The 22307-nt window shown below is 55.9% G+C and carries 16 protein-coding genes and 1 other RNA gene; 9 read left to right on the top strand and 8 right to left on the bottom strand.

Features of this window, described 5'->3' with window-relative positions:
* Window positions 1-93 precede the first annotated feature (93 nt).
* Window positions 94-804, top strand: coding sequence for a hypothetical protein (locus BLT38_RS10180; RefSeq protein WP_083345066.1), 711 nt, complete (start codon window positions 94-96; stop codon window positions 802-804).
* A 51-nt stretch (window positions 805-855) separates the two neighbouring features.
* Here BLT38_RS10180 and BLT38_RS10175 read toward each other — a convergent pair whose 3' ends face one another.
* A complete protein-coding gene (locus tag BLT38_RS10175; protein WP_083345065.1) occupies window positions 856-2256 on the bottom strand; it encodes an aspartate ammonia-lyase in 1401 nt (466 codons plus the stop codon).
* Window positions 2257-2341: 85 nt separating this feature from the next.
* Here BLT38_RS10175 and BLT38_RS10170 point away from each other — a divergent pair, with 85 nt between their 5' ends.
* Window positions 2342-2773 (top strand): carboxypeptidase-like regulatory domain-containing protein, encoded by a 432-nt coding sequence (locus tag BLT38_RS10170; protein ID WP_172838223.1) that lies wholly within the window; start codon window positions 2342-2344, stop codon window positions 2771-2773.
* Window positions 2774-2820: 47 nt separating this feature from the next.
* On the opposite strand, the gene BLT38_RS10165 is transcribed toward BLT38_RS10170, so the two are convergent.
* Together BLT38_RS10165 and asnB are read right to left on the bottom strand one after the other, a co-directional pair.
* Window positions 2821-4164, bottom strand: a complete 1344-nt coding sequence (locus tag BLT38_RS10165; protein WP_083345063.1) for an amidase — start codon at window positions 4162-4164, stop codon at window positions 2821-2823.
* Window positions 4165-4191: 27 nt separating this feature from the next.
* On the bottom strand, window positions 4192-5991 hold the full coding sequence (gene asnB / locus BLT38_RS10160) for an asparagine synthase (glutamine-hydrolyzing) (protein ID WP_083345062.1): 1800 nt from the start codon (window positions 5989-5991) through the stop codon (window positions 4192-4194).
* Window positions 5992-6167: 176 nt separating this feature from the next.
* Here asnB and BLT38_RS10155 point away from each other — a divergent pair, with 176 nt between their 5' ends.
* The 6 genes from BLT38_RS10155 (at window position 6168) to BLT38_RS10130 (ending at window position 14383) form a co-directional block, all read left to right on the top strand.
* Window positions 6168-7700 (top strand): fumarate hydratase, encoded by a 1533-nt coding sequence (locus BLT38_RS10155; RefSeq protein ID WP_083345061.1) that lies wholly within the window; start codon window positions 6168-6170, stop codon window positions 7698-7700.
* 65 nt (window positions 7701-7765) lie between these two features.
* Window positions 7766-8203, top strand: coding sequence for a hypothetical protein (locus tag BLT38_RS10150; RefSeq protein ID WP_083345060.1), 438 nt, complete (start codon window positions 7766-7768; stop codon window positions 8201-8203).
* A gap of 112 nt (window positions 8204-8315) precedes the next feature.
* Window positions 8316-9848 carry a multicopper oxidase family protein gene (locus BLT38_RS10145; RefSeq protein ID WP_083347035.1) on the top strand — a complete coding sequence of 511 codons (1533 nt, stop codon included), beginning with the start codon at window positions 8316-8318 and terminating at the stop codon, window positions 9846-9848.
* Window positions 9845-11320, top strand: coding sequence for a TolC family protein (locus BLT38_RS10140; RefSeq protein WP_083345059.1), 1476 nt, complete (start codon window positions 9845-9847; stop codon window positions 11318-11320). Before BLT38_RS10145 ends, BLT38_RS10140 begins: the two co-directional genes overlap by 4 nt.
* Before the next feature lie 10 nt (window positions 11321-11330).
* Window positions 11331-13805, top strand: a complete 2475-nt coding sequence (locus BLT38_RS10135) for a heavy metal translocating P-type ATPase (RefSeq protein WP_083345058.1) — start codon at window positions 11331-11333, stop codon at window positions 13803-13805.
* Window positions 13806-13855: 50 nt separating this feature from the next.
* The gene (locus BLT38_RS10130; protein ID WP_083345057.1) at window positions 13856-14383 is read left to right on the top strand and encodes a methylated-DNA--[protein]-cysteine S-methyltransferase; all 528 of its coding nucleotides are present in this window, start codon (window positions 13856-13858) and stop codon (window positions 14381-14383) included.
* Window positions 14384-14454: 71 nt separating this feature from the next.
* Here BLT38_RS10130 and BLT38_RS10125 read toward each other — a convergent pair whose 3' ends face one another.
* Together BLT38_RS10125 and ssrA are read right to left on the bottom strand one after the other, a co-directional pair.
* Window positions 14455-15816: a glycoside hydrolase family 172 protein gene (locus tag BLT38_RS10125; protein WP_156785080.1), complete on the bottom strand. Its 1362-nt coding sequence runs from the start codon at window positions 15814-15816 to the stop codon at window positions 14455-14457.
* Window positions 15768-16122, bottom strand: a transfer-messenger RNA (tmRNA) gene (gene ssrA / locus BLT38_RS10120). Before ssrA ends, BLT38_RS10125 begins: the two co-directional genes overlap by 49 nt.
* Window positions 16123-16275: 153 nt before the next feature.
* On the opposite strand from ssrA, the gene BLT38_RS10115 reads away from it, so the two are divergent.
* A complete protein-coding gene (locus BLT38_RS10115) occupies window positions 16276-17367 on the top strand; it encodes an aldose epimerase family protein (RefSeq protein WP_331711420.1) in 1092 nt (363 codons plus the stop codon).
* A gap of 12 nt (window positions 17368-17379) precedes the next feature.
* Here BLT38_RS10115 and ligD read toward each other — a convergent pair whose 3' ends face one another.
* From ligD to BLT38_RS10100, 3 genes are all read right to left on the bottom strand, one after another.
* Window positions 17380-20193 (bottom strand): DNA ligase D, encoded by a 2814-nt coding sequence (ligD, locus tag BLT38_RS10110; protein WP_083345055.1) that lies wholly within the window; start codon window positions 20191-20193, stop codon window positions 17380-17382.
* Window positions 20194-20283: 90 nt separating this feature from the next.
* Window positions 20284-21282: a Ku protein gene (locus tag BLT38_RS10105; protein ID WP_083345054.1), complete on the bottom strand. Its 999-nt coding sequence runs from the start codon at window positions 21280-21282 to the stop codon at window positions 20284-20286.
* Window positions 21283-21396: 114 nt separating this feature from the next.
* Window positions 21397-22185 (bottom strand): 2-keto-4-pentenoate hydratase, encoded by a 789-nt coding sequence (locus BLT38_RS10100; protein WP_083345053.1) that lies wholly within the window; start codon window positions 22183-22185, stop codon window positions 21397-21399.
* Window positions 22186-22307: the final 122 nt, after the last annotated feature.

Here is a 22307-nt window from a genome sequence, read left to right as displayed (position 1 = left end):
AATGGGTGTTGTGGTCCGTCCGGGTCGTCCCGGATTTTTATCCGCTTCCGTCCAACGTAGCAAGCCACCGGGCCACCTGAGGAGTATTGGTTGATGTTCCGTTTCACCGCACCGGCGCCGCGCGCGCTTGCCGCCTCCGCCGCGTTCATCCTGTTTGCCGCAACGGCCACCGCACAGGCCACTTCGTCTACGCCTACCCGCAGCTCGCGTCGCCAGAACGCGAATCGTCAGGCACGCATCGCGCGCAATATCGCGGACGCCTACTCGCACCGCTGGGAAGTAGCGGGCGGCGGCGGCTTCCTTCGTTTCCGTACTGGCCAGAACCTGCAGAAGATTTCTGAAGTGAACTTCTTCATGAACGCCAACTATCAGCTCAGCCCCACGCTGGGTATTGTGGGCGATGTGCGTGGCTTCTATGGCAATGCGAACATTCCGAACCTGTACGTGAAGAATGGCGTGTATAGCCCGCAGATCAGCGAATACACCTTCATGGCGGGTCCGCAGTACCGCTTTTACGCCAAGGAAAAGTACACACTCAGCGCCAACGCTGTGGCCGGTGTGGCCATGAGCAAGTTCGGTGGCGATGCGAAGGGACTGCGCTCGGAAGACCTGGGCATGTGGCCGGATTCCAACGCGAAGTTTGCTTATTCACTTTCTGTGATCGCGGATTACAACATCTACAACAACCTGGCAGTTCGTGTGCAGCCTACCTACGTGGGCACCACCTTTGGTGGAACGGTACAGAACAACCTGGGTGTGCAGGCGGGTGTTGTGTACCGCTTCGGACGTCAGTCGAAGCGGTAGTTTCCCAAGATGTTTTAAGCATGGGCCGCCCTTCGAGGCGGCCTGTCTGCGTTATGCGTCTTCTTTTTCGCGCGGTTCAGTCATGGCACGTGCGTCAAGGATGGTGCTGATCTGATGCTCGGTGAGCAGCCCTTTTTCACGTACAAGGTCGATGATGGATCGACCGGTAGCGATAGATTCTTTTACGACCTCCGCTGCTTTTGCATAGCCAATGTAGGGATTGAGCGCCGTGGCGAGCGAGACCGTAGATTGCGCGTAGAAGGCACAGCGAGCCTCGTTGGCGGTGATGCCGCGGATGCAGCGATGATCCAACTCACGCAGCGTGTTCGAGAGGATGGTGATGGACTGGAGAACATTGTGCGCCATGGTGGGCATCATCACATTCAATTCAAGCTGGCCTGCCTGGACAGCCATAGCAACCGCCGCATCATTACCGCAAACCTGAAAACCAACCATGGCGGTGAGTTCCGGCAGCACCGGATTGACCTTGCCCGGCATGATGGATGAGCCCGGTTGTAACCCAGGGAGATCGATTTCTCGGAAACCAGTATTGGGGCCAGAAGATAGCAAACGGAGGTCGTTGGAGATGCGGACGACTTCTAGCGCCAGCGTACGTAGCGCACCGGAGACGCTGGCCATGGGCGCACAGGACTGCATGGCATAGCGCATGTCTTCCGCAGCGATTAGGGGTTCACCCGTTAGTTTCGCTAACAAATCAATGGCAGCAAAACGATACTTGGGATGGGTGTTGATGCCGGTGCCAACGGCTGAGCCGCCGAGTCCCAGTTCACGAAGACCGGCGCTGGCCTCAGCAATGAAGGTTTTAGAGCGGCGGATGGCCACGGCGTAGGCTGCAAATTCTTGACCCAAACGAATGGGAACCGCGTCCTGCATGTGGGTGCGGCCAGATTTTAGAATGTGGTCAAACTCGGCGGCCTTTGTTTCCAGACCTTCCGTTAGCGATTCCAGCACCGGATAAAGCTCGTGCAACGCTAGTAGGGCAGAGAGTCGCATGGCAGTTGGGAAGACGTCGTTGGTGCTCTGGCCGTAGTTCACGTGGTCGTTCGGATGCGCCTGCGCGTATTCGCCCAGATTGCCGCCAAGGATCTGCGACGCTCGGTTGGCGAGCACTTCGTTGGTGTTCATGTGTAGCGAGACGCCTGCACCAGCCTGGAAGACGTCCACTACGAACTGGTCGAGATGTTGGCCGTGGAGGACTTCCTGAGCCGCCTGCTGGATTGCTTGCGATTGCTCTGAGGAGATCAGTCCCAGGTCGCCGTTGACCTTGGCTGCGGCCAATTTGATGAGCACTAAAGCACGGACGAGAAAAGGATTGGCGCGGAGGCCGCTAATGGGGAAGTTTTCAATGGCACGAGCGGTTTGCGCTCCGTACAACGCTTCGGCCGGAACCTCTACATAGCCAAGCGAATCTTTTTCTCTGCGGGTGTTCATGCTCTATCTCCCTTATGAAATTAGATGTTAGCCACGCTGCAAACAGGGGTGCGAAACTGCCCTCGGCGGGAGTAAAATCATGCCCATGAAGCGTTTCTCTTTTTCTTTGGTCCTTCTTGCCGGAGTGTTCTCATTTGCCGGAGTTGCGAGTGCACACGCCCAATTTATTCCGGGTATGAGCCGCAATGCGAACGGGACAGGCGCAGGCGGCGAGAAAGGCCTTGGAATTGGCACGTATGACACCAAGACCGTTGTGCATGAACGCGTGGTCAGCGGTGTGGTGAAGGGCAAGGATGGCGTACCGGCGAAGGGCGCTGTGGTGTACCTCAAAAACGACGGCAACAAGAACGTTAAATCCGTCACTGTGGATGAGACAGGCAAGTTCCGTTTCGTGCAGCTTTCGCGTACCGTGGACTATCAGCTTTGGGCGGAATCGAAAGAGAAGAAGACCGATCAGAAGACGATCAGTCAGTTTGATACGCGCGATACGATTACGCGCGAACTAACTATCGAGTAGGTGGTTCTTCATCTGGATAAGAAAGCCTCGCTTCGGCGAGGCTTTTGTTATTGGCGTAATGGCGTCAGAGCCACTTCGATAGCTGAGCCGACACGCAGGATATGAGCGTCGCTGCCGTGAGTCCCGGCAATCATCAGACCAACGGGTGCTTCACCGTTGCGATGACAGGGAACGGAAAGTCCGCAGCCATCGAGGAAGTTGAAGATGCTGGTGTTGCGCAGCATTAGTCCGTTGGCATTGAAGTAGGCTGCATCGTCGTGTTCCAAGTCGGCAATAGAGGGCGCGATGATGGGCGTGGTGGGCAGGAGGATGGCGTCGTAGCCAGCGAAGACTTGCATGGATTCAGCGATGATTTCGCGGCGTGCTTGCATCAAGTCCAGCAAATCAGCGGCAAGCATGTTGGCGCCGTGCAGGATGCGTGTGGAGACGTGCGGATCGTAGCGGTGCCCGCTGGTTGCAAGCGAGCGTCGGTGCCATGCATAGGCTTCCGCCGCAGCGGTCTGGTTGCTTGCAGGGATCCGCGCCAGCGCGGGGAATTCCACTGGTTCTGTGGTCGCGCCAGCTTCTTTCAACGCGTTTAACGCATTGTGGAAGGCGGTGGCAGTGGTGTCATCCAATCCTTCAAGAACGTAACCCTGCAAAACGCCGAACTTGAGGTTATGCAGAGGTAGTGGGGGGTGTGATGCATGGATCTCGCCTGAGAGCACGGCATCCAATCGGGCGCAGCAATCCACCGTGACTGCGAGCGGCCCGACGGAATCAAGACTGCGAGCCAGTGGCACCGTGCCGTGTAGCGGAATGCGACCAGCTGTGGGTTTGAAGCCAGTAAGTCCACATAACGCAGACGGGATTCGCACCGAACCACCTGTATCAGTTCCGATGGCTGCGATGGCCATGTCATCTGTCACGGAGATCGCAGCGCCACTGGAGGAGCCGCCAGGTATGCGACGATGTGCGCGATCCCATGGGTTAGCAGGAGTGCCGTAATGCGGATTTAAACCGAGCCCGCTGTAGGCGAACTCTGTCATGTTCGTGCGTCCAATGATGACAGCCCCTGCATCGCGTAGACGTGCAATGATGGCCGCGTCCTGATCGGCTGGTGGAGCTTCGCTCAGAACCACCGAGCCTGCGGTGGTAACTTCACCTTCGACATCGAACAGGTCCTTAACGGAGATGGGGAGTCCCAGCAGAGGCTTGTTTGCTGTATCGCCCTCGCGCAGCAGAGCGTCGGCTTCATCGGCTTGTTGCAGAGCTCTGTCGTTAACGCGCGTGAACGTGCGCGCACCTTCGCCATCGGGATTGGCGATGTTGGTGAGGCATTGTTCAACCAGCATGCGGCTGGTCGTTACTCCAGAGTGAAGTTGTTGCAGAACATCGCCAATCGGACGCATTGTCTGATTGTATTGGGCGAGTCATGATCATCCCACAGCGAACGCTTTTTGCAGATGAAGCGCCCAGCCTCTCAGTCCACGCTTTGGCTTTTCTCCTGGGAAGCCTGCACTGAGCCAGTCGCGGACGGGAGCTGCAAAGCCCGTCTTGGGTCGATTGAGGATATGGGGTGGCAAATGTCTTGTTGGGGTAGCGACCATATCCTGTTTCGTGAAGCCCCCGTGCACGATATAGGGCGCGAGGATCTTCAACAGTTTCCAGTCGGCGAATGGAACTCGTATTTCGACAGAGTTTGCCATACCGGCCCAATCAGCGTCTCTCAATAACTGGTTCCGCATGTACATGGTCATTTCAAGGATGTGGACATGCATTTTGTCGACATCGTCAGATTGCATCGACGTCGGAAGCCGCAGTCCAATCAGGCCTGTCTTCTCCAGTTCACGCAATCCGTCGCGGGCCATGTCGGGATCCATTACTTCCTTTAATTCCCATGGCATGAAAAGACCACGGCGGAGCAGATAGGAACCCTGGATATTAGCGCCGTATTCCAGCAGCCCTGCGTATTTTGGGGAAGTGATACGACGTAGTAAAGGTGCGGATAGCCACCTGAATGTCTGCCCTATGCCGGGAATACCATTCGCCCACTGAAACGTCCGCTTCATCGAGGGGACCTGACGGAAGCTGGGATAACCGGCAAAGAGTTCGTCGCCTCCTATGCCGGAGATGGCCACTTTGTAACCAAAATCTTTGGCCATGCGGCTGATCATAAAGACATTCATGCCGTCGATCGTGGGCTGGTCCATTGCCTCTACGAACGCCTCGTACATTTGCGCGAACTCTCTCGCGCCGAAATACCTTTCCTTATGTCCCAAGCCATAAAAATCGGCGATTTCGCTGGCTAGTTTGGTTTCATTTACGATGTTGCCGCCGGTAAAACCGAGCGTCATTGTCTCAGGAGAGCCTTCTTTTCTTTCGCTCAGCAACCCCGCGATAGTGGCGGAATCCAACCCTGCCGATAGGAAGAGCGCTACTGGAACGTCCGCGATCATATGGGCGTAAACGGAGTCCATCAGTGCTTCGCGGAGGATATGCTGTCGCTCGGACCAATCCTGTGTCACCTCTTGTTCCGCAGCCGCGGCAAAGACGTCGCTGACCGTCTCTCCCTGCATGATCCGAGGCTCGCATCCCGGCTCCACGATCATCGCGGATCCCGCAGGCATGCACCGAATCTCACGGTAAAGCGTGTAAGGCTCAGGAACCGAACCCCACAAAAGGAAGGCTGCTTGGCCGGCGGGATCAGGGGTGTAGGTGTCCAGTAGCGGCGTGAGTGACTTCACCTGCGAAGCAAAACAAAACTTGCCGTCGACCACGCTGTAGTACATGGGCTTGATGCCCAAAGGATCCCGCGCCAACACAAGCGTTCGGCTATCTCGATCCCATATGGCGAAGGCGTACATCCCTCGAAGCATGGGAAGCATGTCCAGCCCGTATTGCTGGTACATGTGGAGAAGGACTTCCGTGTCGCTCTCAGTCAGAAAGCGATGCCCGTAAAACTCCAATTGCGAGCGAAGTTCACGAAAGTTATAGATCTCTCCATTGAAGACGATGGTGAGAGAGCCACCCTGAAGATGCATCGGCTGGTCAGAGTCTTGTGTGGGATCAATGATCGACAGGCGACGGTGGGCCATGCCGACCTCTTTTTCCGGCCCTATCCAGGATCCATACGCGTCTGGCCCCCTGTTTCTCATCGGGTATGCCATCGTGTTCAGTGTTTCGAACGGGGAGGACGCCTGCTCTTTCAGAGCCAGGAAGCCTGCAATACCACACATAAAAGACCGCCGGGAGGAGGAGATTTCCAGAATTACAGTGCTTGCAGAACTTGTCGTTAATTGTCGTTATTAGGTCACAAACAAAGGGGTTAAGATAGGCTATCTTTCGATAGCCTCTGCGAACTGGAATCTGATTGCATCCGGTCAAATTTCCAGTGACTTACCATGGAGTTGTCATGACGCAGATCAAGCAGGAAGACTTCATCAGCAGCATTGCGGATGCGCTGCAGTACATCAGCTACTACCACCCGGTGGACTACATCACGAACCTCGCTCGTGCCTATGAGCTGGAGGAGTCTGTGGCTGCCAAGGATGCGATGGCGCAGATCCTGATCAATAGCCGCATGTGTGCGGAGGGGCATCGCCCCATCTGCCAGGACACCGGGATTGTGTCTGTTTTCCTGAAGATCGGCATGGGCGTGCAGTTTGCCGATGCCACATTGGATGTTCAACAGATGTGTGATGAAGGCGTGCGCCGCGCATACCTGGACCCGGACAACACGTTGCGTGCGTCGGTGTTGGCGGATCCTGCCTTCAGCCGCAAGAACACGAAGGACAATACGCCTGCGGTTGTGGTCACCGAACTTGTCGCTGGCAATGGGGTGGATGTAATCGTGGCGGCGAAGGGCGGCGGTAGCGAGGCGAAGAGTAAGTTCGCCATGTTGAACCCGTCGGACAGCATTGTGGATTGGGTGCTGAAGATGGTGCCGCAGATGGGCGCTGGATGGTGCCCGCCGGGAATGCTGGGTATTGGCATCGGCGGCACGGCGGAGAAGGCGATGCTCCTGGCTAAACAGTCGCTGATGGAACCCATCGACATGCAGGACCTGATTGCGCGTGGTCCGCAGAACAAGACTGAGGAACTGCGCATTGAGCTCTATCGCAAGGTGAATGCTCTTGGTATTGGAGCGCAGGGGCTTGGTGGCCTTACAACTGTGCTGGATATCAAGATTCTTGACGCTCCAACGCACGCTGCGAATCTTCCCGTTGCCATGATTCCGAATTGTGCGGCCACGCGGCACGTGCATTTTCATCTGGACGGCAGTGGGCCAGCGAAGCTTGATCCACCGTCGCTGGAAGATTGGCCGAAGCTGACTTACAACCCCACAAATGCGCGCCGCGTGAATCTGGATACGGTGACGCGTGAAGAAGTGGCGACGTGGCAGGCGGGGGAAACCGTGCTGCTAAACGGCAAGCTCCTGACGGGGCGTGATGCTGCCCACAAGCGCATGACGGACATGCTGAACCGTGATGAGAAGCTGCCAGTCGATTTCACGAACCGCTTCATCTACTACGTTGGCCCAGTCGATCCGGTGCGTGAAGAAGTGGTGGGGCCAGCGGGACCGACGACTGCGACTCGTATGGATAAGTTCACGCGGCAGATGCTGGAGCAGACCGGTCTTCTGGGCATGGTGGGTAAGAGCGAACGTGGACCGCAGGCGATTGAAGCCATTAAGGACAATGGCGCGGTGTATCTGATGGCCGTTGGCGGCGCGGCGTACCTGGTGTCGAAGGCTATCAAGGCGTCGAAGGTGCTGGCATTTGAAGACCTTGGAATGGAGGCGATCTACGAATTTGAAGTGGTAGATATGCCTGTGACCGTGGCAGTTAGCGCGGATGGAACCAGCGTTCATACGACTGGTCCGGTAGAGTGGTCCGCGCGGATTGCGGCTTCGCAAGACCTTGGCGGTGTGCCGATTCTTCAGTAGGCATGCGAGTTTGGAATGCATCGAACGCGATTCTGGTGCATCCTAGAAGGCAGGAGGACAGTGAAATGCGGAAGACGATCGCCAACGCGATGCTTTGCCTGCTCTTGCTGCTCTCTGTGGGAACGGCACGTTGTGAGTCGCTATGCGCTATGTCGGCAATGCCGCCGATGGCTGCATCGGCGATGGATGAGGCCACTGTGACATCGCATGACGATGCCATGGTGATGGACTCCAGTATGGAGCATTGCCAGGGCATGCGTTCTGAGCACAACAATTTGCCCAATGCAGATGCTGGATGCGGGCAGATGAATTGCCGCCATCAGGCATTGCCTCCTTCTGCGGACTCTCGCGTTTTAACGGATGATGCAGGACTGCTGGTGGCCGTGACTCTTCCCGTCACAGAGCATGTGGTTGTGCCGGCTACTCGCACTCTGGATGCCGCAGATCATCCTCTTGCTGTTCCACTCTCTCCTCTCGAACAGACCTCCATGTTGCGCGTGTAATACGTCGGCTGCTGCTGCGTGTTTATGAATGCGCAGTTATGCACGCCTGACGTTGCGGTGTGTCGCTATGCGCCGTTGGTACACGTTGGTTTTCAGCATGGAGTTTCTAAAGATGTCGACACGCAGATCGTTTCTGCAGCGCACGGCTGCATGGTCCGCAGCATTACTTGCCACTGGGCGCGAAAGCAAGGCGGAGGTTATGGCCTCTGTTCCGCAGAATGCAGGACCGCAAGTGCATGCGAAGGGCGGATACCTGGGCACAGCAAGTGGCTCGCTTTCAAAATTGGATACGGGCGCAAAGCCGTTGGCCACGGCTCCAGTCATAACCACGGAAGTGGGAGACTTGCCATTCGAGATGGACGGCGATGTGAAGGTGTTTCGCCTGACTGCGAGTGTCTTTCGCCAGCAGATTGCGCCGCAGAAGTGGGTGGACGTGTGGGGCTTCAACGGCAGTGCGCCGGGGCCTACGATTCAGGTCACGCAGGGCGATAAGATCCGCGTGATTTATAAGAATGAACTGCCTGAGTCGACGTCAATCCATTGGCATGGATTTGAAGACACCATCGGCAACGATGGTATGCCGGGCATTAGTCAACCGCCCATCAAGCCTGGTGAGAGCTTTACCTATAACTTCGTCATCAAGCAGGAAGGCACTTTCTTCTATCACTCGCACATGGCCATGCAGGAGATGGCAGGCATGCTGGGCGCGGTGATCATGCACCCGAAGGTCCCGTATCGTCCGCACTGCGAGAAGGACTACGTCATCCATCTGCAGGAGTTCGCTCTGCTTGCGAATCAGACGATCCCCGACACCATGAAGATGGAGTACAACTGGCTGCTGCTGAACGGCAAAGCCAGCCCGGCAACCACGCCGCTCATCGTGAAGCAGGGCGAGCGAATACGCATTCGCTTTGTGAACATGGGCATGGATCACCATCCGATGCATGTGCATGGACACACGTTCTATACCACCGGCACAGAAGGTGGCCGAATTCCGGAGACAGCGTGGTGGCCCGGAAACACTGTGTTGGTTGGCGTTGGACAGGCGCGCGATGTGGAGTTTGTTGCGGACAATCCTGGCGACTGGATGCTGCATTGCCATCTACCGCACCACATGATGAATCAGATGGTGACGCAGGTGGGACCGATGACGCGCCCCATGAATATGGATATGGCTACGAAGCCTGCAATGCGCAATGGTGATGTTGCACTTGCAAATACAGACATGGACCCATCCATGATGGGCATGATGCAGCAGCAGATGGATGGTTCGCCCCGTATGAGCGCACAACAGCGCAAGCAGCAGGGAGCCTTTGATACAAGCCAAGAAGGAATGATGCAGCAGATGCAGGAGGCTGCGCCAAACGCAGAAAACGTGCCGAACTATCCGCAAGACGCTTTGATGGAAGGGCCGATGATGCAGATGGATGCGTTGGTCAATCGGCCAGAGAATCTCGGATTGAATGCAGGCTGGAGCCGTTTCATGCAGGGCATGATGACGTTCGTGCGTGTGTTGCCTGCAGAACAATATGATCGCGTGATTGCTGCAATGAAGGCTGCGAATCGACCGAAGGATCCATTCGCTTCATTGTATGGCGGTGCTGCAACGAGTGCTGTTGCGAAGGCCGAGGAGGTGCGTCGATGAGGATGCATTCTCTGGTATTGGCATGCGTAATGGTGAGTGGTGCGGCTGCAGCGCAATCTATGGAAGGCATGCACCATGATCATGGTGAAATGCAACAGCAGCAAAGTGCTCCTGCAGCCCGGAGTGCTCTTGCGTATCCCATGCAGGAAGTGCAGGAGCCGGAGGCACTGGAGTTTCGCACGGGTGAGAATCTTCCCGCGCCGGAATTGTTGAAGGACGTTATGCAGAAGCCCGCGATGACCTTGGCGCAGTGGTTAGATCTTGCAGAGACGCACCATCCTTCGCTCATTGAGGCGCGTGCGGCTGTGACACGCAGTGAGCAACAAGCACGGCAGGTAGCGTTGCCGCCCGATCCGGTGGTTGGCTATTCAGGAGAGCATATTCGCGGCGGCAGTTATCATGGCGGCGAGCAGGGCGCGTTCCTTTCGCAGGAGATTGTGTTGGGACGAAAGCTTGCATTGCGTCGTGACGTCGCACGCGCGGAAGGCAAGGCGAATGAACTTGGCGTAGAAACACAACGTGCGCGTGTTCATAACGACGTTGCGCAGCGGTTCTTTGATGCATTGAGTGCGCAAGTGTCGGTGTCCATTCATGAACGTATGTTGAAGCGAGCGGAGGATGCGCAGGTGAATGCGCATGAATTAATGCGTGTGGGGCAGGCGGATGCAGCAGATGTATTAAAAGCTGAAATACAAGCGGAGCAGGCGAAGATGGATTTTGTCGATGCTCAACGGATGTTTCTTGGAGCGTTTGGAAGGCTTGCTGCTACAGCGGGCGTGTCGTCGATGAGTGCGCAGCCGTTGGATGGAAAATTGACTGAACCGCCGCAGATGGATATTCAGGATTTGATGCGCAAGGGAGTAGATGATAGTCCCGCGGTGAAGCAGGCAACAGCATCTGTTGCGATTGCAGAGGCACAGGTGAAGTCCGCAAAACGCGAATCGATTCCTGATATGAAGATCACCGCCGGCGAGTGGTACTCCGGTGAGCGATTGGATGGAACGAATAAAGCAGCCGGCTGGATGGGCTTTGCGCAGGCGGGCGTTCAGTTGCCATTGTGGAATCGCAATCAGGGTAATGTTGGTGCAGCGAAGGCGGAACTCTCTCGTGCGCAGGCTGCAGTTGTACGAACGCAGATGTGGACACGGGACCGTGCTGAGCCCATTGCACAACAATATGAACAGGCGCGATTCACGGCGGAGCGGTATCGCACGCAGATGTTGCCACGAGCCCGCCGGGCATATGAATTGGAAGTGATGAAGTACCAGCAGATGGGGCAGGCCTATCCCAAAGTGCTTGAGGCGCAGGCCATGTTGTATGAGTTGGAGCTTGGTTATGTGAAGGCGCTGCATGAGGAATGGTCGACGGCCATTGCTTTAGAAAACTTTACTCTTGATGGAGCGCTGGAAAAACCTGTAAGCATCGGCGCCGAAGATGCGATGCGGAATCTGCCTTCAAGTGCGGGGAATTGAGGTGTGTTGCATGAGTTGCTGTGGTGAAGAGAAGGCGGTAGAGGTGCAGATAGACCCAGTATGTGGCATGTCGGTGGACCCGACGAATGCTGCTGCTTCTACAGAGTTTGAAGGAAAAACTTATTATTTCTGCTGCAAAGGTTGCCGCGACAAGTTTGTCGTCGATCCACAAAAGTATCTGCAGGGAGACACGAAGGCCGACAGTTGCTGCGGCAGCGGACAGCAACTCGTGACGTTGTCTTCAGCCCCTGCTACTCCGAAGGTTACGGATGTTGTCTGTGGGATGATGATTGATCCCGCCAAGGCCGCAGCCACCGCGGAATATAAGGGCGACATCTATTACTTCTGTGCGAAGGGATGTCACGCGAAGTTCACCGCTAATCCTGAAAAATATCTCCATCCTGCTTCCGACGCTCCGCCGCCTGCGGGCGCGGAAAGCATGGAATACACGTGTCCTATGGACCCACAGATTCGGCAGATTGGGCCTGGAACATGTCCGATCTGTGGCATGGCGTTGGAGCCCGTGGGAGTTGTGTTGGAGGAAGATACCTCTGAGTTAGATGACATGACGAAGCGGATTTGGATCGCTTCGCTATTGACGCTGCCGTTGTTGCTGATGATGTTCATGCGACACATGCCAGTGGTGGAATTGTTGTTGGCTACCGCAGTGGTCTGGGGATGTGGATGGCCGTTCTTTGTACGCGGATGGCAGTCAGTCCGCACCGGCAATTGGAATATGTTTACGCTGATTGCGTTGGGAACGGGCGCTGCCTATCTTTACAGTCTGGTTGCGGTGGAAGCGCCGCAATTGTTTCCTGCAACAGCCCGCGACGCATCGGGAGAGATTGGTCTTTACTTTGAACCTGCGGCGGTGATCGTCACACTGGTCTTAGTGGGACAGGTGTTGGAGCTTCGCGCACGGAGCAGCACCGGTGCGGCGTTGCGTTCTTTGCTTGGTTTGGCCCCGCAGACGGCACTGCGTGTGCAAGGCAATACAGAGAAAGATGTGCCGTTGTCGGAAGTGCATGTAGGGGACGTGCTGCGCGTCCGTCCGGGTGAGCGTGTTCCGGTAGATGGCGTTGTGCTGGATGGTGCTTCGTCGATTGATGAATCGATGATGACTGGCGAGTCGATGCCTGTTGCGAAGACCGCAAATGATGCTGTTACCGGTGGCACGATGAACGGCACAGGCGCGTTCCGTATGCGTGCAGAACGCGTCGGAGCAGATACGATGCTTCAACAAATCGTGCGGATGGTGAGTGAGGCGCAACGAACGCGTGCGCCGATTCAGCGAGTCGCTGATCGCGTGAGTGGCATTTTTGTCCCCGCGGTGCTTGCGGCTGCAGTGATTGCATTTGCGGCATGGCTGCTGGTGGGGCCTCAGCCTCGACTGTCGCACGCAGTGGTGAGTGCAGTGGCTGTATTGATCGTGGCGTGTCCATGTGCGTTGGGGTTGGCTACGCCGATGGCAATCACTGTAGGCACAGGACGCGGAGCGCATGCAGGTGTGTTGCTTCGTAATGCGGAGGCGCTGGAGCAGTTAGGCAAAGTTGATACGCTGGTGATCGATAAGACCGGAACGCTTACAGAAGGTAAGCCTTCTGTTGCGGAGGTGATCCCGCAGCCGGGGTTCAGTGCAGAGGATGTGCTGCAACTTGCTGCGAGTGTCGAGAAAATGAGCGAGCATCCTTTGGCCGGTGCAGTAGTGCGTGCGGCTGATGAGCGTGGTGTGTTATTGCATTCGGCGGAAGGATTTGTTTCAACGACTGGGCAGGGCGTGCGTGCGATGGTTGATGGTTGCCGTATTGTGGTTGGAAACGCTTCGGCAATTCGTGACCTGCCACGCGACGTTGATGCTTCACGAGTGGATGGCAGAACGCTGATCTTCGTTGCTGTTAACGATGTATTTGCAGGCAGCATTGCCATTGCTGATCCGATACGTTCCTCTGCTGCGCATGTCGTGAAGGAGCTTCAGCGTGAGGGATTGAAGATCGTGATGGCTACTGGCGATCATGAGGCAACGGCAAGGGCTGTAGCTGAACCGTTGCAGATTGATTACAGAGCGAGCCAGTTGCCGCAGGACAAGGCGGCGCTGGTAAAACAACTGCGTGACACTGGTGCTGTCGTCGCCATGGCGGGCGACGGTATCAACGACGCGCCTGCGCTTGCTGCTGCGGATGTTGGTATTGCAATGGGGAATGGGACGGATATCGCCATGGAGTCTGCGCCTGTGACGCTGCTGAAGGGCGATCTGCAAAGTTTGTTACGGGCGCGGCGATTGAGTGTCGCTACCATGCGGACCATTCGGCAGAATCTATTCTTTGCTTTCTTCTATAACGCTTTGGGAGTCCCTCTCGCCGCGGGCGTTTTGTATCCGTTGTTTCATCTGACGTTGAATCCGATGGTGGCTGCAGGCGCGATGAGTCTTTCGTCGGTTTGCGTCATCGGAAATTCATTGCGACTGCGTTCCCTGAAGCTGCAGTGAGTATTGAATGAAGTTGCGACTCACATGCATCGCAAGGAGAGGCCAAAGATATGGGCTTGGTGAAAACGTCAATGCCATCACCTGTGGGCGTGCTGAAGTTAGTGGCGAGCGACGCTGGATTGGTCGCTGTACTTTGGCCAGAGGACAATCCGAAGCGTGTTCGTTTAGAGGAAGCGCGCGAGGACGCGTCGCACCCCGTCTTGAAAAAAGCTGTGGTTCAGTTGGAAGAGTATTTTGCGGGGCAACGCACTGAGTTTGATTTGCCACTGGATGCGCGTGGTACTGAATTTCAAAAGCTGGTTTGGGAACAACTATTGGCCATTCCGTATGGAAAGACGCGTAGTTATGGCGAGATTGCGATGCGTTTGGGAAGGCCCACGGCGAGCCGCGCGGTGGGCGCTGCGAATGGTAGGAATCCGCTGTCGATTGTGGTGCCTTGTCATCGCGTGATTGGAACGTCGGGCGCTCTGACAGGATTTGCTGGAGGACTGGAGACAAAACGGGTGTTGCTGGAGTTAGAAGGAGCCTCGATGCCGAGACAGAAGCCACTCTTTTCGATAAATACTTCCAAGATCTAAAGCGCTCACTTCGGCGGTGCAGTTTTCTCACACGAATGCCCAGGTGTTTTGCACCTGGGCATTCGTTTTGTTTACTGAGGCCGCGTGGGTGTTAGAGGATTCGCTGTGGGTGAGATGGTGCCCGGCTGTGGGATCGGTAGCGGTGTTACCGGCGGTGCAATGTTTTGTTGCGGGCCGTTGCCGGGGCCACCTGTGGGATAGATGGCAGGCAGACGTGTTTCTACTGCAGGAAGCTCTGGAAATGGCGCGTGAGGCTCAGTCTGATACCAGTAGGCGACTGAGTAGTAATTGTCAGAACGGTGGTTGGCGTGACCGTGTTCGATGGTTCCCTTGAATTCCTTGCTGAAGGGAATCGGCGAATCGAGATGGAAGCGGTAAACGAGATTATGGCTTCCGGCGAGTTCTGATCCAACGAGCGGCGCTCCGTTGCTTTGATATGCGAAGTGAGTCCCGAAGTCCCATGCGCCGAGGAAGTAGTCTTCTGACCCGGTGCCGGTGATGGTCGGCTTGCTCATGTCATCGATGAACAGCATCTCATCGCCTTCGCCCCACCAGCCATCCTGGTTCTGCACCACGCCAAGCGTGAGGCCGACGTAGTGACCTTTGCCGTTCGCTTCAAGGAAGGTGTAGTTGTCCTTGCCATCAAGGTTGGGCTTCAGATCCACGCGATAGTCATTGTTGGCATAGAAATCCGTGGTCCAGCCTTTATTAGGTACAGCCTGGCGGTATTGTGCGTGGAAGTACAGCGAGTCTTTGTCAGCCACGTTGGGGCCAGTGCGATATTCCAGGTTGTAGTAGAAGCTGTTGATGAGCAGTTTGCCCTGATTCTCAATCGTGATGCGCGCGTGTTTGCGGAAGGGCATGGGGAAGTAGCTGTTGAGCGCACGGCTTGAACCCACGTTGAGTACGGCAGATTCAAAGCCGACATATTCGCCTGTGTTCTGACCGAAGAAATCTCCGATAGGAACTTCGACACTGGGGCTTGTCTCACCGTCCCAGTAGATTCGCAGAACAACGCGCTTAAGGAAGTATTTTTCGGAATCAGAGATGGTCACCCACAGATGCGAGATCTGGCCAGGGCCATCGACGTCCATCAGGGTTGCTGTGGCGCCGGGAAGTACGCGAAGTGAATCATGGTTCCCGCCTGTTGGGTCCATGCTTCCAATGCGATGCAGCGTGTATGTCTGTGGATGAGTAAGGTCAACATTGCCACGAACCGCCTGCGCAAAAGCAGGGAGCGCGATCAGAGACGAAAGCAGGGCAGGTAAAACAAAGCGCATAAGCGAGATATCCAGTTCCGTAAGGAAGATGGCGAGCGCCACCACTCTACTGGCTTTGCGTTCTGCTGTCACGCGTGAAGTGCGTGATGGATATGTGGTGAAGTTGGTGGAGGCGGGGAGAATCGAACTCCCGTCCGAAGAAACCAATGACAAAAGGCATTCATGCTTTTCCCGTATCATCTTTGTCTCGTAGCCGCCACTTAGAACGGGCGAAGATGTAACGGCCACCAGCCTGATCGATCTCGTCATTGCCGTCCAGGCGGAACAGCTTTGACCAGCCTACTGTACGACGATTGGTACCCGCCCATAGGCGAAGCGGGAGCAATCGGCTACTTATTTAATTAAGCAGCAAGTGCAAACTGAGGTTCGGCACTTATAGTTTTTGGGTTCGATTACGGGTGTACCCACCCCGGCATGCCCTCTTGCCACAAGCGACCCCGTCGAAACCATGACGCCCCCAACTTTGTGGAGCAGCTTCGAGCGTTGCATGTTGCAGCGCTGTCAAAGAACTGTAACCAGTATAAATCCTGCAGCATTCGCGTGCCGCCGCCCCAGCCCGGTATACTTCGCGGAGTCCGCGCTTGGCGGCCATGAGGGCATGGAACAATGAAGATGGCAGTGGCGCTTCTGGCGCTGGGGATGATTGGAACCGGTATGAATGCGGAAGTAACGAAGGCGTCGTTCGGCACGGCAAAGAACGGCAAGCCCGTTGAAATCTACACGCTGAAAAGCCCGGAACTGCAGGTGAAACTGATCACCCTTGGCGCGCGCATTCAGGCGATTGACGCTCCGGATCGCAATGGAAAATTTGCTGACGTGGCGCTGGGACATCCGAAGGCTGCGAGCTATCAGGATGATGGCGGCACGTATTTTGGGGCCGTTGTGGGGCGTTACGGCAATCGCATTGCCAAGGGGCAGTTCACGATCGACGGCCACACTTATCATGTGCCGATCAACAACAATGGTCAGTCACTGCATGGCGGTCTAGATGGTTTCGATAACCGCATCTGGAGTGCGAAGGAAGTGGCGGACGGCGTGGAGTTCACGCTGGTTTCACCCGACGGTGACCAGGGATATCCCGGTACGTTGACCGCGCATGTGACGTACACGTTGCACGGGCATGATCTGAAGATTGAGTACAGTGCCACGACCACGAAGCCAACGGTAATTAACCTAACGAACCATTCCTACTTCAACCTGGCGGGTGAGGGGAATGGAACGATTCTGAATCATAAGATTCAGATCAATGCTGACCACTACACGCCAGTGGACAAGGTTCTGATTCCTACGGGCGATCTGCCTGCTGTAGCGGGGACCCCGTTTGATTTCCGTACGCCACATGCCATTGGCGAACGAATCGAAGCGAAGAACGAGCAGCTGACAATCGCGGGTGGTTACGACCACAACTTCGTGTTGAACGGCGCTGCTGGAACGCTGCGGACTGCGGCCATTGTCACCGATCCTACGTCGGGTCGTACGTTGACGGTGAAGACCACAGAGCCGGGCGTGCAGTTCTATACCGGCAACTTCATCAAGGATGGCGAGATCACCGGTACGGGCGGCAAGAAGTATGTGCGCCGTGGCGGGTTCTGCCTGGAGACGCAGCACTATCCGGATTCGCCGAATCATCCGGCGTTTCCAAGCACACTGCTGCGGCCTGGACAGACGTATCACACGACTACGGTCTTTAGCTTTACGAAATAATATTCGCTGCGGCTAGGAGCGCTTCGCCTTCGGTGCGAAGTGCTCCAACGCTGCGGCGTTGAGTGTTTGTTTTAGTTCAAACACCTTGCGCCAAGGGTTCTTCTTCAGGCGCGGCTTCCATTCCTCGAAATCATGAACCGTATAACGTGGGCGCGTGTTGCTGGTGAGTTCTTTCCATTCCAATGGCATGCTCACGGGAAGTCCGCTGCGTGCGCGCATGCTGTACGGAGCGACCGCTGTTGCACCTCGTTCGTTACGGAGATAGTCGAGATAAATTTTGCCAGTGCGTGCGGCCTTGGTCATCTTGGTGAGATAGAGTTCAGGCCGTGCTTGCTCCATGGCTTGCACCAAGCCGTGTGTCCATGTCTTCATGAACGCGAAGTCATGCTTCGGTGTTATGGGGAAGAGAACATGCAAGCCCTTGCCGCCGGTGGTTTTTACGAAGCTTTCTACGCCTGCGCTTTTCAATACGTCGCGCACTTCAAGTGCGGCTTCGCAAACAGTGGACCAAGGAAGCGATTCGTCGGGATCAAGGTCAATGATGATGCGGTCTGGGTGTTCGAGATTGTCGTTGCGTGAGCCCCATGGATGGATTTCAAGCACGCTCATCTGCGCGAGCCCTGCGAGAGCTTCTGCCGTGTCCAGCGTGATGTAGGGTTCGGGCGCTCCACCTTTTTTATCGGCCACCATCACGCTGCCAACACCCGCAGGTAGCATGTGGTTGACGTGCTTCTGATAGAAGCACTGGTGATCCGAACCTTCGGGGCAGCGGACGAGGCTTAGTGGACGACCTGCGATGTGGGGCAACATCTCTTCCGACACAGCCCACAGGTAATCCATGAGTTCGCGTTTCGTGACTCCGCTTTCCGGATCGACGACCTTTTCGGGGTGTGTTAATCGAAGGCTGGGAGTGGTTTTCGTCTGTTGCTCTGCTGCGCGCTTGGGGCGCTTGGAATCGATGGAAACGACCTTAGCTGACTTTGTCGTTGTTTTTGTTTCTGCGGCGGGTTCGAGCAGCGTCTGCACGTCTTTCTTTGTTTCTGCTGGAGCGATGGATTTGTGTTTCGCGGACGGCGGACCCATTTCGCGATGGACTTCTTTTGCAGGTTTGTCTTCGCGAAGACCCTGGAATGCGGCCTGACGTACGAGATTGTCGGCAGTCCATGTGGCGAAGCGAACCTGCGCTACGAGTTGAGGCTTAACCCAATGAGCATCTTTACGGCCAGCGGCATCAATGGCGGCGAATGGGTTTGATTTTGTTTCGATGGCGTCCAACTTGTCGCGGAGAAGTTTGTGCGTCCTCTGTGTGAAGCCGGTACCGGTGCGACCGGCATAGATGAGTTTGCCTGCATCGTCGTAATAGCCAAGCAGGAGTGAACCGACACCTCTGCTGCCATTGGATAAATCTACCCAGCCGCCGATGACGAACTCCTGTTCCAGAACGCATTTTGATTTGAGCCAGAGCGTGCTGCGGCCGGAGTGGTACACGGCGTCCGCCTTCTTCGAGATAATGCCTTCCGCATGGAGCTCGCATGCAGAGCGGAAGATCTTTGCGCCATCGCCTGCAATATCTTCGCTTAATTTGAGCCCATCGTTTTCATTGTTGAGTACTGTGTGCAGGAGACGCTTGCGCTCTTTCAGCGGGAGGCCGCGTGTGTTGTGGCCGTTGAGATGAAGCAGGTCGAAAAGAAAGAAGGTGACCGGGTGTTTCTCGTTCTTCTCGAATGAGGCTTGCAGGTTTGCGAAGCTGGAAATCCCCTTTTCATCGAGGACCACAACCTCACCATCGAGGATCGCGTCTTGCACGTCAAGCGTCTTGATCGCTTCTGCGACGGACTTCATGCGATGCGTCCAATCAAGGCCGCTGCGGGTGAAGAGTTGCACGCGTGAGCCCTGCTTGCGGGCCTGCATACGATAACCGTCGAGCTTGATTTCATGCAACCATTCGTCTCCCGATGGCGGTGCGGTCGCTTCTTGCGCCAGTTGCGGCTTGATAAAGTCGGGAAGCTTTTCTTTAGGTAGTTTTGCTAACGAAGCATTGTTGAATGTCGGAGTTTTCTTGGAAGGTGCGGTGACGTTTGCTGTGCCGCCAGAAGCGGCATCCGCGTCCCGCGCCCGTTGGCGATACCATGCCTGGCCTTCGGTAGCCGTTTCTTTTGAGTTCCAGACATGCGTGCTGGCTTCCGCAATTTGTTCAAGCGAGCGGCCGGTGACTGCCGAGTCGGGCATTTCTTCGGTGATGGCGGGATCATCCGGTGTACGTTCGTATTCGTCGTGTTCTTTGATCAGCAACCAGTTGGGCTTGGCCTCCTGCGCGGCTTTGCCACCCATGCGAACGAGTGTCCAGTTGCCATGCAGTTTCCTTCCATTCAGCGCAAATTTCAGCGAGCCTTTGCGCAGGCCCTCGTTCACGTCGACATGAGGCTCCCATGTCCCTTGATCCCACACCATCACTGTGCCGCCGCCGTACTGCCCGCGGGGGATGATTCCTTCAAAACCGCCATATTCCATGGGGTGATCTTCCACCTGCACGGCGAGCCGCTTATCCGCGACAACGTAGCTGGGGCCTTTCGCGACAGCCCAGCTTTTTAGTACGCCGTTCCAGCCAAGACGGAAGTCATAATGCAGGCGTGTGGCTGCATGCTTCTGAATGACGAAGGGTAGAGACGCAGCGGAAGTTGATTTTTGCTTGCCGCTCGGTTCTGCAGTCACAGAGAAATCGCGCATGGAACGATAGCGCGCAAGCTGTTCGTCTACCGCGTCACCAGCAGTGGGCTTTGCCTGTTTTGTTGAAGCCGTTTTCTTCGCTACTTTCTTCGTCGCCATGCCTCATGCCCTTCTACAAGAACTGATGCCTGCAAGTAACGAAGGCGCGGCCTGATGGGCCACGCCTTTCGCTTTTCTGTTTCGAGATTGCTAAGCCGACCTGCGCCGCGCTGTTTTTGCCGGTTTCGCGCTGGCCGAAGCTTTTTTGCGTTGCGGCTCGGATGCTTGTTCGCGCTTCGGCATTTCCGCGACGTTGGAGCGCTTCTTTGCTGGCTCCTTCTTCGTGCTCTTTTTGCCTGGGGGCGGCGTATCTTCGCCTTCGTCGGTAGGTTTGCCAGAGAGGGAACTGCGCAGAGCGTCCATCAGATTGACGACCTTCGCACGCTTCGGTTGCGGCTCATCTACAGGAATGGGCTCGTCATGCAGTTTGGCATCGACGAGTTCCTTCAACGCAACTTCGTAGCCGTCTTTGTACTTATCGGGATTGAACTTTGCAGTCTTCTTTTTGATCAACTGCTCTGCGAGTTCAAGTTGATCCTCTTCGACTTTCACCTTCGGAATGTCAGAGAAGTATTCCTTCGGATTGCGTAATTCTTCCGCGTAACGCATCGTGTAGGCCATGAGACCACGGCCTTCGTCATCCTTACTGGCCATGAGTGCGACGATGTGTTCACGACCGCCGAATGCGATCTTGCCCAGAGCGACTTTACCCGCCTTCTGCATGGCTTCGCGCACCACGGCAAAGGCTTCTGCTTGCGCTTCACCGTCGGGTGCTACAAAGTACGGCTTTTCGAAGAAAGCCGGATCAATTTCGCTTTCGTCCACGAACTGGTCCACTGCAATGGTGTGTTTCGAAGGCACGCGCAGGTTGGCAATTTCACTGGGCTCGATCAGGATGTATTTGCCCTTGGCGTATTCGTAGCCTTTGACGATGTCATCCTTGCCCACGGTGGCGGACTGTTCGGACATCTCCTCGCCGCCGTTTTCTATGGTGGACTCCAGCACCTTCTGATGGCGCACGCGTTCGCCGGTGGAGCGACTTACCTGGTGAAAACGAATCTGGCTCTTTGCTTCAGTGGCGACGAAGAACTTCACCGCAAACTGCACCAGCGAAATTTGTATGGTTCCTGACCAGTAAGGACGCGCCATTGCGAAAGACTCCTGCAGTTTCTGATTCCGTTCGGGCACTGGCAGGATGTCTCTTTTACTGCATCAAAGTCAATGCAGTTACGCATTGGTGATTAACGAAAAAGTCAACGCAGGCTAGTGCGTTGTGCGTTCAAACTGCAGGCTTACAGCACCTGCATTGTTGAAGCGGGCGACCACCTCGGTTCCCTCTGAAGTCCAGGTGACTCCGGTCCAACTACCCGTGGTGATCCAGTCGCCAGCTTTCAGGCCTCCGGTGCGCGTCGATCCTTCGTTGGCCAAATAGACCAGCAGACGGACCAGGTCCGTTCCACCGGGGTTAGAACCGGTATTTTCAATGCGTACCACCCCGTCTGTGGTGACGACGACGTGTTCCTGCGACCAGTCAATCTCCTGCCAATCGGGAATGCGTGGACCGGCAACGAATCCGCCGTGGATGGCCAGATCGGCCAGCATGTGTTCGCGTGGCATGGCGAGCGGGTTAACGTAAGAGGATTCCAGAACTTCAATGGCGGGATAGGCGCCGTCCATGGCGACGATTACCTCTTCCCGTGTGTAAGGCGTAGCGCGCGGCGGCAGCGCGGTGCCCACGCGGAAGGCGATCTCAGCCTCAATGCCGCGGAGACGATGCGTCATGCCACGAAAGACCGCGCCGTTTGCGCCCATCCACGCCGCAGGTAACGGGCAAAAGAATGGGACACCTTCGGGCGATTGGGCTCCCACCTTCCAGCCACCGATGGGGGCGTAGGCCAGGGCCAGGATGTCCTGAATAGCGAAGGATTCTTCCTCGGTTGTAGGGGCCACGGCCTCTGGAAGGGAGTGGATGGGGGTGGCTGTGCGCCTTGCCGTCAGGAGATGGTCCGCTGCCTGCTGTAACACAGCCTCACGCGCTGCCGAAATTGCCATTCCTTGACCATCCTTTTCATGCCACTACGGTTTGTTTCTTCAGTCTTTCGCACGAATATCTTTCGTGCAAACGGATTGCGATGCATTCCAGTGATTACAGCGTCTTATGATGGGGGCTGCAC

The sequence above is a fragment of the Terriglobus roseus genome (assembly GCF_900102185.1).
Taxonomy (GTDB): Bacteria; Acidobacteriota; Terriglobia; order Terriglobales; family Acidobacteriaceae; genus Terriglobus; species Terriglobus roseus_A.
The sequence above is the reverse complement of the archived record's forward strand: the minus strand, read 5'-3'. Positions and strand labels throughout refer to the sequence as shown.